Below are 15853 nucleotides of genomic sequence, written 5' to 3'. Positions count from 1 at the left end.
AAAATCAGTGCATAAAAATTTAATACCAATCCGCACTACAATCAAATCATTTTGCGGGGCTAAACGTTTCGCTATCCGCGTTAAAATATTCTCATGTAGAACAACTAAATAGCGAATTTTTTTGCCTTGCTATCAACACGTTCTTCCATCCTCAAAATAGCTCACTTGATTATGCGGATTGCTATAACAGCTAGGCTTTGGAGTAAATAACATGAACATTGCTTTTTTTAGTACGCAAAAATACGAGCAGCCATTTTTTGAGCGCAGTATTAGTAAACACCCTCAAATAGAGGTTTGTTACTTTGAGCAAGCGCTTAACGAGCAAACAGTACTGCTTGCTAAAGGGTTTGATGCGGTGTGTGTATTTGTAAACGACACTGTTAATGCCGTCGTAATAGAGCAATTGGCAGAGCTTGGTGTGAGCACTATTTTACTTCGCTGTGCGGGGTTTAATAATGTTGATTTAGTTGTCGCTAAAGCACACAACATTAAGGTATTACGAGTACCCGCATACAGCCCAGAAGCCGTAGCTGAGCACTGTGTGGCACTTATGCTTACCCTTAGTCGTAAAACACATAAAGCCTATAACCGCGTACGCGAAGACAATTTTGATTTAAACGGTTTATTAGGTTTTAACTTACATGGCAAAATAGTTGGAATTATAGGCTGTGGTAAAATTGGCCTTGCACTTTGTAAAATATTAAATGGCTTTGGCGCGCATATTTTAGTGTGCGATCCTTATGCAACACCTGGCAATTACACCATTACCGATTTAGATTCGCTGCTTACGCAAAGCGATATAATTTCACTGCACTGCCCATTGAACGAGCACACACACCACTTAATAAACGATGACGCGTTTAATAAAATGAAACCCGGCGTTATGCTTATTAATACCTCGCGTGGCGCGCTACTTAATAGCAAAGCCTGTATAAACGCGCTTAAAACTAAAAAGCTTGGGTATTTAGGGCTCGACGTATACGAGCAGGAGTCTGAGCTGTTTTTTAAAAACCATAGCGATGAAATAAACCAAGACGATATATTCTCGCGCTTAGTGAGCTTTAAAAATGTATTAGTCACTGGCCATCAAGGCTTTTTTACCCAAGAAGCACTTACCGAGATTGCTAATACCACCTTACAAAATGCGCTGGAAATAAACCAAGGTAAGCAACTCACTAATGAAGTTTTATAAATTATTTACCTTTAATTAGTAGGCACAAAAAAGCGAAGTAAGCTTTAAACTTACTTCGCTTTTTTATTTTATTTATCAGTTACTTTATGGCCTGATGATAATTAACCAAACGCAACGTTTGCAAAAACAAGGGTCATTAATATTGGGCACACAAAGCGAATATACTGTGCAAACCAATAATGCGCCCCTGTGGTTGCCTGGCGCAATTTATTACCACGCTGCCACATCCATCCTGCGGTAACAAAGTAAAACAAGCCCATAAGCGGTAATTGGTATTGGGTAAACAACATAATAACTAAACCAAATAACCACTCAAAATTTAATATAATGGCACTTGCGCATACAAGCACAATTAAACTGACAGCCCACGTGGCTTTAGTACGATCTACGCGGTGGTTTTCGACTAAAAAGGCAACGGGTATTTCGGTGGTTGAAATAGTTGATGTAACCGAGGCAATCGACATTAGTACAAAAAACAACAAGCCTATTAGTAAACCTATTTCACCCATCGTGCTAAATAGCTCTGGCAAAATAGCAAATATAAGCTGCCCTTCGCCAATTAGTTTACCGCCACTAAACACCTCAACCCCATTGTGTTGTGCAACGTAAATTGCTGGCACAATAAGTAAGCCTGCTAAAAATGCCACGCTGGTATCAAGCAGTGCAACGCTTGCGGTTAGTTTTGGCAGGTTAGCATCGGGCTGTAAATACGAGCCGTAAATCATCATGCAACCTACACCTAATGAGAGTGAGAAAAACGCCTGCCCCATAGCTGCAATAATTAAATTAGGGTCGAGCACTTGGCTAAAATCAGGTATTAAATACGCAGCAAAGCCTTCGCTTGCACCCTCAAGGCTGGCTATATAAACAATTAAACCAACCAATAAAACTAATAGTAACGGCATTAAGCGGCGCGACCAGGTTTCAATACCCGATTTAACCCCTTTTAAAATAATGCTGGCGGTTAAAATAAGCATAAGCGGGGTAAATATAAAATTGCGCAGTACCGAGTCGCTATGTAAAAACTCGCTAGCGCCATCAAAGCCTAAAAATGACGTTATGGGTTCAATAGCGTATGAAAGCATCCACCCAGCTACAATAGAATAAAAGCTAAGCATAACCACAGCGCCCGCAAGGCCTATATACCCCGCCGCAGCCCCAACTCTTTTGTTGGTATTTTGCCACGCATTCCCTAATGCTTTTACTGGGTTTGCTTGTGCTTGGTGCCCTAAATAAAGCTCGGTATAAAGCGCAGGTAGCGCAAGTAAAAATATAACAACAAAGTAAACCAATAAAAATGCACCGCCACCATGGTTGGCCGCTTGCGTAGGAAAACCCCATATATTACCTAAACCCACTGCTGCGCCTGCAGCGGCTAAAACAAAACCAAAACGGCTTTGAAATCCATCACGCACTTGTGCCATACATCTACAAATTCTGTTATTCTTTGATTATTGTGAATTAAACCATATTTAATGCCAACTGAGTAATAAAATTGCTGTTGGCATAAATAAGCGCTGTTAACCGCTCATTATTACAGCACTCTCTTAATTTAAGCGTGTATGACTAACCATTTTTTTAAAAACACCCTAAGTATTGCTCCCTCTTTTTATAGCGATTTACCCCGTAGCAACAATACTATTTTAGTGTTTAATGCCAACACACTTAAAGTAGAACACCTCGATTTAACCCAGTACCTAAGCCCATTTGAACTAAGCGTTATAAATCGCCGTAAACGCATGCAAGCAAAGCAAGAATATTTAGCATCGCGTATATTGCTAAAGCAGCTTACAAAGCATACTCAGCCCCAATACGCGCACGTACCGCTTAATAAAATGAGCACCCACTTTAATGAAAAATGCTCAAAACTTCAGCTCCATGTAAACCGCAGCGTTATTAATACGTGTATTTCGCACTCACATGGCTTAGTGGGTGTAGCTCTTAATGTTACTAATACAGAGTTTGGGTTTGATATTGAAAAAATAAGCTTAAAACGCCCATTCGAAAAGCTCGCTAAACATTTTTACAATAAAGCTGAAATTGACTTAATTACCGCACCTACTGCTATTGTGGACCAAGCGTACACATTCTTTAGAATTTGGACTTTAAAAGAGGCGCTCGCTAAAGCAACTAACCGCCCTATAGCGCAATTGCTTAGCCCAAATGTATTTAGTGAGTTCTCACAGCAAAACCTTGTAGCAACGAGCAACAATATAGCGTGTGCCAATGCGCTATTTGATGTAAGCGTGGCACATAAAAAAAGCACCGACTGGCGGTGCTTTTTGCTCAATAATTTAATAACTTAAATACTTAATAACTTGGCTTTATAAGCTTAGGCAGCGCTTTCTAATAAGCGGCTATGTATTGCTTGTACTACAGTATCAGATTCGCCCTGCTCTACTAAAAAGCAAAGGTTGTGCTTACTTGCACCGTGGCAAATTAAACGAATATTAAACTCTTTTAGAACATTCATTAAATTCATTTCGTGCTGGCGTAGCTGTATTTCAGAGCCTATAAGCGCCACTAACGTTAAGTTATTTTCAACCGATACATGGCAAAATTCAGCAAGCTTATCTAAACACGCTTGCTCAAGCTCGGGGCGCGAGGCATTAGGCGCGTTATCAAGGGTAATCGCTACGCTTATTTCTGACGTTGTCACTAAATCGACCGATATATTAAACTCACTTAAAATGGTAAATACACGGGCTAAAAAGCCACTTGCTAATAGCATTTCAGGGCTTTTAAGAGTAAGCAATATTTGGTTTTTACGTTGCGTTACAGCGCGTATACCCGGCTGCTGAGATTTTTCGCGCTCAATCCACGTGCCACCGCGCTCTGGCTCACGGCTTGAGCCTACAAATACATTAATGTGACTACGGCTGGCTGGTAAAATAGTGGCTGGGTGTAAAACCTTTGCCCCAAAGGTGGCCATTTCTGCGGCTTCGTCAAAGCTTAAACGGGCAATTGGTGTTGCTTTTGCACACAAACGAGGGTCGGTGCTAAATATACCCACTACATCGGTCCAAATATGTACGCTTTTAGCGTTGATTGCCTCTGCAAGTAATGCTGCGCTGTAATCTGAGCCACCACGGCCAAGCGTGGTTGTTTGGCCAAACTCATCCCTGCCCACAAAACCTTGAGTCACAATTACTTGCTCATCTAGTAGCGGAATTAATACTTCTTTAGCCGCTTGCGCTGTAGCTTTAACATTAGGTGTTGCTTTACCAAACTGGCTATCGGTTTTAAGTACTTTTCGTACATCAAAACGGTCAGCATTTAAGCCTTTTAAACGCAGCACTTGCGCAAATAAGTAAGACGACAAGCGCTCACCAAAGCTAAGTAATTCATCATGTTGTTGATCTGTATTGAGTGTTTCCAGGGCTAGTGTTTGGAATGCTTTTAATGTTTCGTTAAAGCCTACGGCTAAATCGGCATCAAGCGACAACTCATCTAAAATAGCCTGCTGAATAGCCAATACGCCATCTATGTGCTCTTGGCGTTGTTCTTTACTAAGGTCGGGTTTGCACAATGCAACTAAGTGGTTAGTTACGCCGGCACTGGCGCTCACAACAACAATACGTACGCTTTTATCTGCAACAATAATTTCGCTGCAACGACTCATCGCTTCAAAGTTTGCAACACTGGTTCCGCCAAATTTGGCAACGATGTAATCTGATTTTGCGCCTGATACTGTTTGTGGCACTGATTGGGTAGTCATTTCGTCTCCTTTCGCGGTATCCAGACCGCTGAAAAACAAGAAGAACTTGGCAAAGGAATATATTTGATGTGTCCGCTGCCAGAAGCTCTCCACCTAAGTTGGTGACAGTTTTGGGGATTCAGCCCCATAAACCGAAAAACATTGTCGACGTAACTTTGTTTTCCTCGGCGAGTACTTCCCTCTTTAATGGTTATGGGCGTTCGTCACCTACCATTAAATACCTAAGTATCGCACCTCTTCTGAATGCTTTATTAACCATTGGCTAAATAAAACAAAGCCCCGCTAATTAGCGGGGCTTTGAAAGTTATCGTTTAGACGTCTAGGTGTCAAGCATTTATAGTAAAATTAAACAAAGCTACCCATAAAATATGCGCCTGTATAACCTACGGTATAACAAATTAATAATTGCAGTGATAATTTAAAATAACTAGTAAAAGTAAGTGCTTTAAGTTTGCTCATTGCAATTATACCCGCTGCTGAACCAATTATTAGCATTGACCCACCTACCCCTGTTGCATAGGTAAACGACAACCAATGCTGTTGGCTCATTACTATATCTGCTTTTAATAAGGCTGCGGTAAGCGGTACATTATCAACCCCTGCAGATAATATGCCCATTAAGTAGTTAGCGTACTCAGGTGACATTATTGCGTATAAATCGGTAAATTTACTTAAAATGCCAATCTCTTTTAATGCCCCTACCAATAATAAAACCCCAACGAAAAACAGTAGCGTGTCATATTCTATGTCGCGCACAAAGTCTATTATGTCTTTGTTTATATCTTTTTTACGCATTAAAAATTGCGCCACTAAAAACATAACCGACAAACCAAATAAAAATGTAAGTAGCGGCGGTACGCTGTAAATTACGCTAAGTGTTAACGTACTTACCACGGTTGATAAAAATATAATGGCAATAGTAATGTCGGTTTTTTCTATGCGTTTTTTTTGCGAGCCTTGGAACTCTATTTTCCCTTTCATACCAATAGAGAGCAAAAGCGCTAGTAACATCACACTTATAAACGCAGGCGCTATAAGCAGTAATAAGTTGGCAATAGACACTTTGCCATCTAAAAATATCATTAAGGTGGTTACATCACCGGTTATTAACGATACACCGCCAGAGTTAACCCCAAACACAATAAGTGTGGCGTATTTAATCAGCTTTTTAGCTTCAAGCTGTAACGACATAACCACAGCAAGTGATATAAGGGTAGCGGTTACGTTGTCAGAAATAGACGAAAACAAAAAAGCAAACCCGCCCACTAAAAACATAAGTTGTCGCTCGCTAATGCTTTTAGGCATTACCCGATGCACTATGTTTTCTATAAACCCTTTAGAATTTAAATACGCAACAAAGGTCATGGCGGCCATTAAAAACAGCCAAAGTGAGGCTATTTCTAGTATGTTTTCGTTTAAAAGGTGCTGAATTTCGGTGGGGCTTTGCCCATGAAGAGGGTTAACAAAAAGTATAATCCAACAAAGCGTGCCAAAAAATAGCGTTGTTTTAGCTTTATTTACGTGAATTATATCTTCTATAACGATCAGTAAGAAGGCAATCGCTATTAGGGTTAAAATTATCGAGGGGACCATGGTAGTTAAATAACCTTTGATATAGTTTTAAAGAACACACAAAAATCACTCCTTTGTGCGTGCCCAATTTCGGCGCGAATTTTAGCACCGCCCTCATGCAAAAACTATTATTAAATGGTCTTAAAAACGAATACTATTTACTGGTAGAATACGTAATAATGAGTCAACTTTGAGAACTCAATAATAAAATACTAGGATGTTGTAACCTCATATGATCCCAGCTAAAAAGCTGCTAAATACCCTTAGCGAACATTGGGGTGTTTTAGAGCTATTATTTAAACGTTTTAAAATGGCCGACTTTAGCCTAAAAGACGTACAAAACGCTATTAAACAAAAACAGCCTACGTGGACAAACGAGCGCATATACAAAGAAACAAATCGTTTGCTCAATCAAGATATACTTATTCCATTGGCTAAGTCTTCGCAGCTTGAAATTAACCGTGCAATAGCCGATTTTGCCACCTTTTTATTACAAGAAGAACACCTAGGCTTAGCACAAGAAATTAGCGTTTTAGTGGATGATTTAGCGCGCCTAGGAAACCGTTTGGATAACGCAGGTAGCATGGAAGATTATGACGATTTACGCCGCTATAGCCGCATTATGGATGATCGGGTGCGTAAAATAATGAAGCTTTACGCACACAACGAAAACGCCATATTAAATATTGTTGAGCAGGCTAAATCTGATCACGCTGTGCAATCTTTGCAAAAGCGATACAAAGCCGTAATAGAGGCCTTTGACGAATACATAGAGCCCATGCTTGAAATGGTCGATATTAGAGGCGACTTTCATGCCTGCTTTACACTTATTGAGCAACAAATAAGTAAGCAAATAGAGCACATTGAACGCTCGGGTAAGGCCTACAACGACAAACGCATGCTTGAGCAATTACGTACCCGTATACTCGAAATGCATTTGATTGGCCGAGAAAGCTTACGTAAAAGTGCCGATATGCTTATGCCACTGCGCGAAGAGCTACGCCGTAATAATTTAATTACCCGCCAAGCGGCAAAAGTGCTTGGCCTGGTGCGTAAAAATGGCGTAGATAACATGCTAAGTGCGGTGCAACCAAACTTTGTAAGTGATGCGCAACGTTACTCGCTTGGGCAACATCGCCATATAGTAGCCTACATGGCAAGCTTGGTAGAGTTTGAACACGAAGAATACCAGCTTCCAGAGCAACAAGACGTACCGGCGTTTGTAACGCCAAACATTCCTGATTACCACGATGTTAAAAAAACCTTTGCAAAACGCTCCAATAAAAAGCGTAAAAAGCCTCAGCCATTGCTGCAATTTTTAGACGAAAGCTACCCCGAGTTAGAGGCCGACGAAATGCTATTTTTATATCAAAAATTAGTCAGCGACAGTGAAATTCACATTAGCCAAAGCGATGAAAAAGCGCGCATAAAAATTGCCGGCCAACATTTTTCGTTATACCCATTTAATTCAGCGCCTCAGCCAGATACACAGGCAGACGAGTAACACATGACACATATAAACCTAGACGAGCTAACACACCTGCAAGCCATTAATAAAAAATTAGGCGCGGGTTATCATATTTGCGAACAAGACAACGTAATGTGGCAAGAACTTGACCAACACATAGAATCTTACAGCGCCTTATTTAGCGCCCTGGGCCACGATCTAAAACACGACAGCCGTGGCTTTTACTATTTTGCCAGCGACGAAAGTACACCGAATATGGGTAAAATATCCCGTGCTATTGCGCTAACCATTTACATTTTAATTGAGCACTTTGCCAATACAGGTAAAGACCCAATGCGCGCCCTATTTGATGAAGTAAACGATTTAGAACTGATGCAAACCTTAGTGCAAATTAACAAACATTTGTTTGATCAGCTTGAGATCTTTTCGGGCTCAGATTTACGAAAAGACGTTTACCTGCGCATGGTACGTTTAGGCCTTGCCCGCGAAGTAGAAGGCGGCTTTATGCTACAAGCGCCTATTCACCGTTACATTGATGCACTCATGGAAGTAAATGAAGAAACTTACATTACGGAGGACGAGCAATGAAAAATCTATACGGACTGAGTAAACTCGCCCTACTTAATACCGCAGGCTATGCAAAGTGTGTGATCCCACTTGATAAAAGCAGCTCTATTTGTGCGCCAAACAATACCGGTAAAAGCTCGGTTATTAACGCCCTGCAATTTCCGCTAATAAACGATTTGCGCCTAACCGAATGGGACGGCCATGATTTAGATGAAACCCGTAAATTTTATTTTTCATCGGATCAATCGTACATTTTACTCGAAGCTAACCTCCCTCATGGCTCGGTCGTAATTGGGGTCGCAGGCCTTGGTAAAATAGCCGGTTATGCGCATCAGTACTTTTGTTATCAGGGCAAACTTGATTTAGCGCAGTACACGCAAGGTAATACCATAATTAAGTTTACCAAGCTGTTTAATCATTTAAAAACGCAAGGTTACAACCCAATAGAGCTAAAAGCACAAGAGCTAAACGCCCTACTTACCGGTGGCGCAACGCCCTTTGACGGCGACATTAATTTAAAAATGATCCCGCTTAATAACGTGCAAGACTCCGCCATTTATAAAGAAATATTTAGGCGTATTCTTAACTTACACAAATTAGGCGCAAGCGATGTTAAACGCTTTATGTTACGTGTGTTTGAGCGCCATATGTCAAACTCTAAAGTGGACTTTTATGAAGTATGGCGTCGCTCGTTTGATAAAGTAAACCGCGCTAAACGCGAATTAAAAGCGCTTGAATCAATGCAAGAGCCAATAAGTGCGCTTGAATCAATGCTTGAAAACCAAACCGTGCTTAAAGGTAAGTTAGCAGCTTACGCACCTAAAATTGACCAAGCACTAATAGACTTTGACACCTACCAAGAAGAGCAACTAAGCGAACTCGCCATTGCCCTTGAAGATATAGAGCACGAAAAACACGAGTTTGAACAAAAGCAAAGCTTATACGTGCAGCAATCGCGCGATATAGAGCGCAAACAAACCCAAATTGAGCAATGGTTTTTAGATTACAGCGCCCTTAAAAGCGAGTTTGAACTGGTAAATAAAGCCACCCTTAAAGCAAACCTTGCGCAACTAAAGCAAGATTACGAGTCGCTTTCGCACTCTATTACCAGCGCACAAGGGCAAAGCCTACATACGCTTGATTACCGCATTAGCGAAACCCAAAAACAAATAAAAAGTTTAAAACTACAGCTTAAAAACCTTGAGTTTAATTTGTTTACTCGTATGCGCGAAGACCTATCACTCAAAGAAGTAGAAGAAATATCGCGCATTTTAAATCCCGACCTACTCTCGTTTGCAACCACCAGCCAGGGCGATATAACCATTGATGACGAAGACGCCTTTGGGGAATTTTTATCGCTATTAAGTGAAAACGTTAAAGGCGGTGTGCTAACCCTTCCAGGGGCAAGCATTAAGCTTAAAAAACTCTCGCCTGTACAAATGCAAAGCGGCGAAAACAAAGCCCAGCTTAGCGCTCAATTAGACGCGCTTGAACGCTCCTTAAAAGAGTTTAAACAACAGCGCGAAGTAGCTGCCAACGTGGCAGAGAAACAAAAAGAAAAAGATGCACTTTATGATGAGCTATTGAGCGCAGAAAGCGCACTTAAACGCTTAGAGCAATTTGAGGTAATGCAGCAGTCGGTAGAAGCGCAAGCCATGCTAAAAGAGCAATTATTAGCAGAGCGCGAACAAGTTGACGACTACCTGCAAGATATTCAAAAAAATAGTGGTTCAATTGCAGACAGACGCTCGTTAATTAAATCTAAACAAGAGCAAATTAATCGCCAAACCGAGCGCCTTCGCCAAGTTAAAAGCGAGCGAATTGACCACACGCTTGATTTATACAGCGGGAAAGTAACCCCATACATGATTGATATAACAGTCGACTTTGATAACTTAAGCGACCTAGTACATCACTTTAATAAAGACTGCCAAGAGCTGCGCAATTTTGACATAAACGTGCGTAATACCTATTTGCATGTATATAACGCAGGCATTACTAAGTTCGATAACGAAAACGACGAATTTACTAAATACCAAAAGTTGATTAGCGCGTTTCATAACCTTGATAACGAACGCGATGCTGTTGAGCGCCAAGGTCGCGTAGCCCTGACTGAAGTAGCCGCAACCATTAAAGGCTTGCGTGAAGATTTAGACCGTCTTCGTCGCGAAATGAATAGCTTTAATAAAGGCATAAGCCAGCACCGTATTTCTAACCTTCAAGCGTTTAAAATTAACGTGATACCGCGCAAAATGCTGGTTGATAGTATTGATACTATTATCAGCACGTCGCATCAGTTTGAGCAAGGCGATACCCTTGATTTATTAAGCCAGGAACCCTACAGCGAAAGCGCAGTAAACGAAGCGAAAGATCACTTAATAAAACTTGCCTCAGATAAAGCTGGCCTAACCTTAACTGATTTGTTCGACATTCGTTTTGAAGTGGTAAACCGCGCAGGCGAAACCGAACACTTTGAAAAAATCGATTCAGCCGGTTCAAACGGCACACGTATCACCATTAAGTTATTATGTGGCATGTTGTTTATTCGTTACTTATTAAGCGATCAAGAACAAAACCTTTACCGTATACCTATTTATATAGATGAAGCGGCCGATATCGACCCGCAAAACCAAAAAGCAATCATAGAAACCGCATTGAGCTTTGGCTTTGTGCCAATTTTTGCCTCGGTTAAGCCGCAGGTAAGCTGTGATTACATTGTACCTATTCGTTCAGTAAAGGATGGCGCACAAAATTGGGTAGACGAAAAAGACTGGATAGAAGTTGAACTCAGTTAATTGGCCGTTAAGGCAAACTAACTAAACTAAAATATAGGACGTTAAACTAATACACATTTAAACCATGTGTGTTATTTTAAATTAACGCATTTTATTGGAGCAAACGTAATGAAAAATATACTTATTGTTGCAGCGCTGGCATTACTTACAGCCTGTACGCAAACCCCAGATTGGGATTACGACAAATCAGCCAACTTTAGTAATTTTAAAACATTTGCTTGGGTAGAAAACGCGAGCCTAACCAAAGACACCACAAACTACCAAATTAACGGTTTAATGGAAAAACGCGTACGTACGGCTGTTAATAAAGAACTTAGCCAAACATTAGGTATGACCCTAGTTGACGCCGCACAAGCTGACGTATTAGTTAACTACCATGCATCGGTAGATAAAGAGCTTGAAGTAGACAGCTTTAACGTAGGCTACGGCGCACGTTGGGGATACTGGGGTACAGGTTTTCAACGCGATATTAGCGCCCGCGAATACGAAGTGGGTACGTTAGTGATTGATATTATTGACCGCGAATCAAACCAGCTGATATGGCGCGGTGCAAAAGAAGGCCGTTTAAAGAAAAAACAATCGCCTGAGCAACGCGAAGCGTCAATTAAAGAAACAGTCACTAATATTTTAAGCAACTTCCCGCCGCAAAAGCAGCAGTAAGTTAAAATTGGCGTTAAGTAACTTTTAAAAGCTCACAATATGTGAGCTTTTTTGATGCGTGTATATTTTGGTGCTGCAGAGCTAAATAATTACGAGCTGTGCTCATCACGTCAGCAAGCTGCATGTCTACAAAACATCGGTTAAGCTTTACTTGTAGGCGCTAAGCTTGCTTGCGCGAGAAGCGCAGCCTCTAATTACTTATGATTTCTTATAATTCAAATTTTAAGCCCTCCTATAATAGCTTTGGCAGAATTACTTTATAAATAGGTCTTACATTAGCTAAAGGAGCACAAACACTTACATCACTCCCAAATACTGGTATTTACAGTAAACCGCAGATCAAGCTATATTGATTCTAAAGTATTAAGAGAAATTAAAAAGGTTAAATAAAGGATTAAAATGAAACCTACATGCCCTAGCTGTCAGAATAAAATCAATAATAGAGATATAAAAAATACTAATAAAAAAGGGATATTTTTTGAAGTCGAGTGCCCATCTTGTCAAACATGGATACGTTTGAATAAAACACTAGAAATTATAAAAGCTGCTGGAATATCACTTTTGTTAATAACTAGTCTGCTAAATATTTTCAGCATTAAAAGTGAATATAGCTTGGTTTTCTCAACCGTTGGCTTTGTTGGAATATTTATAGCTATGCTTATTACTTTTTTTGGTAAACATGAAGAAATCAAATAATAAAAAAACAAAAAAGAAGCCAAAAATAAAATACGCTAATATTAGTAATACCAGAATGTTATTAAATCAAATAGCATTCTCCTTGTTTTCTTTTGCTTTAGGGCTGTTGCTGATAATAATAACGGTCAAATCTATATACGACGGTTATGTTCATACACCAACAGATTATCGTGTTGAATCTGAGGTTTATTTTTTCTCGATCTCTCCATTTGCTTATATTTTTAACCTTCTTTTTTACTTAGGATGTGGGATCTTTTTTTTAGCAGTACCATACCTAAGCAGAGACATGTTTCCGCGTAAAAAAGAGAAAAAGCTAAGCAAAAAAGCTCAAAGAAAAAATAAACAATAGTTTTTATTAACTCGTTTTGTATTTATACAATAACTCAAAGGGTATATGGCAATAGTCATCTGGGTGGTTGGTTAAACGGTCTTGATGCTCTGCATCGCTTGGTACGTAATTGGTAAGCTTCTCAACGCCTACTACAACTTTTTCGGCATCACTGCGCTTATTTATATAATTGCTTGCTGCGTCTAAATGGTTTTGGTGTTTACTGTAAATACCAGTGCGGTATTTAGGGCCTACGTCATCTCCTTGTTTATTAATACTGTATGGGTCAATAATTTCAAAAAAGTAGTCAAACAGCTTATTTAGGCTAACGGCGTTTGGGTCAAAAATTACCTTTACGCATTCTGCATAACCATCGTATTCGCCACCTGTCGTTTTGCTTGTTCCATTAGCGCGCCCTGCTTCAGTACTTATTACACCTGGTAAGTGTTTCATAAACTCTTGTACACCCCACAGGCAGCCACCAGCAATGTAAATAGTATTGTGTTCTTTAGTATCCATTATAAATGTTACCTAATGAGAAAAGTGTGAATGGTTATCAAATGCAGTTATTAACAAATTAATGTACAATCGCGCACAAAATGTCTGCTGTTACATTTAGTTATTTTATCATGCTCAAATATAAGCTTTGAAATTAATTGTAACCGCCGCTACAAATAAAAAACGACGAGAAACACATGAGCCGCACACCACACATTATATTACCTGCACTGTTATGCAGCGTTACCCCATTTGTTGATGCCAATACGCTACCTGATGAGTCATCAATCGAGCAAATAACGGTTGAAGCTTCGCCTACAGCGAATAAACTGCCTGTCGGTACATTTGACTCGCCTATTTCTAATTTAGAGTATGACCCGCGTGTTGATTTACAGTCGCGTAATATGGCTGAGGCGCAAGCTGATGTAACTATTCGTGGTGGAATTTTTGAAAATACCGGTTTTAGAGTCGGCAGTACTACCCTACTTGACCCGCAATCTGGTCATTATTTTGCTGAAATACCTATTGCACCGCAAATGCTAAGCGGCCCAGCAGTTTTAACCGGTGCCGATAACGCACTATACGGTATGAACAGCTCTGTAGGTACGGTTTCGTTTGGTTGGAAACCAATTATTACTGGCGGTAGTGTATCGCTTGGTACTGGCACAAACGACTTTAACCTGCAAAGTATCCACGCTGCTAAAAACACACAACTTGATAACTTAGCTAACTATACCCTGGGCTTTGAAGGTGAGTACTCTCACTCGCAAAGTGATGGCACTATTGATAATGGTGACCATGACTTTTCGCGCGCCTCAGCTCGCCTGCAATTAGTAAGCGAGCATAGCCAAACCGATTTATTTTATGGCTCGCAAGATAAGTTTTTTGGCTGGCCTAACTTATATACCCCTTTTGGCGTTAACGAAACAGAAGATTTAGAAACCCGCCTTTGGATGGTTAATCACAAACAAAATTACGCTGAAAACAGCAATTTTGAAGTATCGGCATATTACCGTACCCATGACGATCACTATATTTATTCGCGTGAAAACCCAAGTGCATTTGAAGCGTTTCATAAAAGTGAAGTTAAATCACTTGCTCTTTCGGGCCGCCATGCACAAAGCGATGCACTGGCAATAAATTACTCAGCACAATTTATTGATGACTCGATTGAATCAACCACACTTGAAAACAACTTTACCTCACGAAAGTATTACAAGCTGAGTATATTGCCTGAATACACAATAGCGCTAAAAAACCAACAACTTACCTTTCGTTTAGGGGCTGCGTATGATGATACAAATCGCGATGATGCTAAAGTTTCTGCCATTGGTGATATAACCTTAAACACCCAAAATAGTGACGGCACAGCACACACTCTTTATTTATCGTACGCGCAGGCAAGCCAAGTTGCAGGCTACACAGCCATTGGCGGCAGTGATTCTGGCGGGTTATTTAGAAGTAACTACAACCTTGAGCGCGAAACGACTTCAAACTTAGAGCTAGGCTTACTACTTGAAGAGCAAAGCTGGCAGTTAAACTCGGCTATTTTTTATCGAAAAGATAATAACTTAACCGACTGGACCTTTAATTTTGACTCCACCTCTGCGCGCTTTGCTAACCCAGTTGATATTGATACTGCAGGGGTTGAATTTTTAGCGACTAAACACTTTGATTCTGCAAAACTTATTGCTAGCTACACCTATTTGCATAAATCAGAAAACTATGGCGCTGCCGATATTGATGCCAGCTTTTACGCGTTAAACTTTCCTGATCACCGTTTAACACTCGGCGCTGTGTACAACCCAACAGATATTTTAGAATTTAGAATAGATAACGAATGGCGTACACAACACAAAAACGCGCTTAGAAACGGCCACGACAACGCGTTATTTACCCAGCTAACGCTTAAAATAACCCCGCCTCAGTTAAGCAATTTATTTATTACTTTAGCGGCTGATAACTTATGGGATGAGTCGTTTGAAGAAATACCAGGTACACCCGGGCGCGGTGAACAATATACGTTAAGCGCAACGTATAGCTGGTAAAAATTAAAGTGGCGTTTACAAACTCATTTATATTTTGGTTTGTAAACGCTGTGGTTTTTATACAAGCGTTATTTTAGACAAAAAATATTGCACAAATATTACTTAAAGTTAATCTCTTCCTCTAAAAGCGCAGCGCCTCTTCCCCTCTTTGTGAATAAATGACTTTATGGCCTTAAGCCAGAAAAAGCAGCGCGTTTTTATATATAGCAAAGCTAAAAAGTTGCACAAAGAGAAGTGAATGAGGAGTAAAAGAGAAAACACAAGCCAACTATTATTTAAAGTTGATCTCTCCCTCTAAAAGCGCAGCGCCT

General features: G+C 40.2%; 13 protein-coding genes and 1 riboswitch. Of the genes, 9 read left to right on the top strand and 4 right to left on the bottom strand.

Annotated elements, in window-relative coordinates; all coding sequences use genetic code 11:
* Positions 1-211: 211 nt before the first annotated feature.
* Entirely contained in the window at positions 212-1192 is a 981-nt protein-coding gene (locus tag CWC17_RS17655) for a 2-hydroxyacid dehydrogenase (protein WP_138614375.1), read from the top strand.
* A 101-nt stretch (positions 1193-1293) separates the two neighbouring features.
* Here CWC17_RS17655 and CWC17_RS17650 read toward each other — a convergent pair whose 3' ends face one another.
* A complete protein-coding gene (locus CWC17_RS17650; protein WP_138614373.1) occupies positions 1294-2616 on the bottom strand; it encodes a sodium-dependent transporter in 1323 nt (440 codons plus the stop codon).
* 138 nt (positions 2617-2754) lie between these two features.
* Here CWC17_RS17650 and CWC17_RS17645 point away from each other — a divergent pair, with 138 nt between their 5' ends.
* Entirely contained in the window at positions 2755-3498 is a 744-nt protein-coding gene (locus CWC17_RS17645) for a 4'-phosphopantetheinyl transferase family protein (RefSeq protein WP_138614371.1), read from the top strand.
* Between the two features lie 26 nt (positions 3499-3524).
* On the opposite strand, the gene lysC is transcribed toward CWC17_RS17645, so the two are convergent.
* Complete coding sequence (lysC, locus tag CWC17_RS17640) at positions 3525-4910, bottom strand: lysine-sensitive aspartokinase 3 (protein ID WP_138614369.1); 1386 nt, start codon at positions 4908-4910, stop codon at positions 3525-3527.
* Positions 4911-4984: 74 nt separating this feature from the next.
* Positions 4985-5157: riboswitch (Lysine riboswitch) on the bottom strand.
* Between the two features lie 98 nt (positions 5158-5255).
* Positions 5256-6503, bottom strand: coding sequence for a sodium:proton antiporter NhaD (gene nhaD / locus CWC17_RS17635; protein ID WP_055015187.1), 1248 nt, complete (start codon positions 6501-6503; stop codon positions 5256-5258).
* A 211-nt stretch (positions 6504-6714) separates the two neighbouring features.
* Between nhaD and CWC17_RS17630 the strand changes: the two genes are divergently transcribed.
* The 6 genes from CWC17_RS17630 to CWC17_RS17605 all read left to right on the top strand — a co-directional run bounded on the left by CWC17_RS17630 (position 6715) and on the right by CWC17_RS17605 (position 13017).
* On the top strand, positions 6715-7986 hold the full coding sequence (locus tag CWC17_RS17630; RefSeq protein ID WP_138614367.1) for an MksB family condensin complex protein: 1272 nt from the start codon (positions 6715-6717) through the stop codon (positions 7984-7986).
* 3 nt (positions 7987-7989) lie between these two features.
* Positions 7990-8538: a condensin complex protein MksE gene (locus CWC17_RS17625; protein ID WP_024033404.1), complete on the top strand. Its 549-nt coding sequence runs from the start codon at positions 7990-7992 to the stop codon at positions 8536-8538.
* Positions 8535-11312: an Mks condensin complex protein MksF gene (locus CWC17_RS17620; RefSeq protein ID WP_138614365.1), complete on the top strand. Its 2778-nt coding sequence runs from the start codon at positions 8535-8537 to the stop codon at positions 11310-11312. The genes CWC17_RS17625 and CWC17_RS17620 overlap by 4 nt, the downstream gene beginning before the upstream one ends.
* A 108-nt stretch (positions 11313-11420) precedes the next feature.
* Positions 11421-11972, top strand: a complete 552-nt coding sequence (locus CWC17_RS17615) for a DUF4136 domain-containing protein (protein ID WP_138614363.1) — start codon at positions 11421-11423, stop codon at positions 11970-11972.
* A 399-nt stretch (positions 11973-12371) separates the two neighbouring features.
* Positions 12372-12668: a hypothetical protein gene (locus CWC17_RS17610; protein WP_055019788.1), complete on the top strand. Its 297-nt coding sequence runs from the start codon at positions 12372-12374 to the stop codon at positions 12666-12668.
* Positions 12652-13017, top strand: coding sequence for a hypothetical protein (locus tag CWC17_RS17605; protein WP_138614360.1), 366 nt, complete (start codon positions 12652-12654; stop codon positions 13015-13017). Before CWC17_RS17610 ends, CWC17_RS17605 begins: the two co-directional genes overlap by 17 nt.
* A gap of 6 nt (positions 13018-13023) precedes the next feature.
* On the opposite strand, the gene CWC17_RS17600 is transcribed toward CWC17_RS17605, so the two are convergent.
* Positions 13024-13515, bottom strand: a complete 492-nt coding sequence (locus CWC17_RS17600; protein WP_138614358.1) for a peptide-methionine (S)-S-oxide reductase — start codon at positions 13513-13515, stop codon at positions 13024-13026.
* Positions 13516-13691: 176 nt separating this feature from the next.
* Here CWC17_RS17600 and CWC17_RS17595 point away from each other — a divergent pair, with 176 nt between their 5' ends.
* Positions 13692-15542, top strand: a complete 1851-nt coding sequence (locus tag CWC17_RS17595; RefSeq protein ID WP_138614356.1) for a TonB-dependent receptor plug domain-containing protein — start codon at positions 13692-13694, stop codon at positions 15540-15542.
* Positions 15543-15853 lie beyond the last annotated feature (311 nt).

Origin of the sequence: Pseudoalteromonas sp. S3785 (assembly GCF_005887365.1) — a bacterium.
Taxonomy (GTDB): domain Bacteria; phylum Pseudomonadota; class Gammaproteobacteria; order Enterobacterales; family Alteromonadaceae; genus Pseudoalteromonas.
Note: the sequence above shows the minus strand (reverse complement) of the source record. Positions and strands in the feature narration are given on the sequence as shown.

Coding starts and splice junctions, on each gene's coding strand:
- CWC17_RS17655 (WP_138614375.1), top strand. CDS start 212: ATGAACATTGCTTTTTTTAGTACGCAAAAATACGAGCAGCCATTTTTT.
- CWC17_RS17650 (WP_138614373.1), bottom strand. CDS start 2,616: ATGGCACAAGTGCGTGATGGATTTCAAAGCCGTTTTGGTTTTGTTTTA.
- CWC17_RS17645 (WP_138614371.1), top strand. CDS start 2,755: ATGACTAACCATTTTTTTAAAAACACCCTAAGTATTGCTCCCTCTTTT.
- lysC (WP_138614369.1), bottom strand. CDS start 4,910: ATGACTACCCAATCAGTGCCACAAACAGTATCAGGCGCAAAATCAGAT.
- nhaD (WP_055015187.1), bottom strand. CDS start 6,503: ATGGTCCCCTCGATAATTTTAACCCTAATAGCGATTGCCTTCTTACTG.
- CWC17_RS17630 (WP_138614367.1), top strand. CDS start 6,715: ATGATCCCAGCTAAAAAGCTGCTAAATACCCTTAGCGAACATTGGGGT.
- CWC17_RS17625 (WP_024033404.1), top strand. CDS start 7,990: ATGACACATATAAACCTAGACGAGCTAACACACCTGCAAGCCATTAAT.
- CWC17_RS17620 (WP_138614365.1), top strand. CDS start 8,535: ATGAAAAATCTATACGGACTGAGTAAACTCGCCCTACTTAATACCGCA.
- CWC17_RS17615 (WP_138614363.1), top strand. CDS start 11,421: ATGAAAAATATACTTATTGTTGCAGCGCTGGCATTACTTACAGCCTGT.
- CWC17_RS17610 (WP_055019788.1), top strand. CDS start 12,372: ATGAAACCTACATGCCCTAGCTGTCAGAATAAAATCAATAATAGAGAT.
- CWC17_RS17605 (WP_138614360.1), top strand. CDS start 12,652: ATGAAGAAATCAAATAATAAAAAAACAAAAAAGAAGCCAAAAATAAAA.
- CWC17_RS17600 (WP_138614358.1), bottom strand. CDS start 13,515: ATGGATACTAAAGAACACAATACTATTTACATTGCTGGTGGCTGCCTG.
- CWC17_RS17595 (WP_138614356.1), top strand. CDS start 13,692: ATGAGCCGCACACCACACATTATATTACCTGCACTGTTATGCAGCGTT.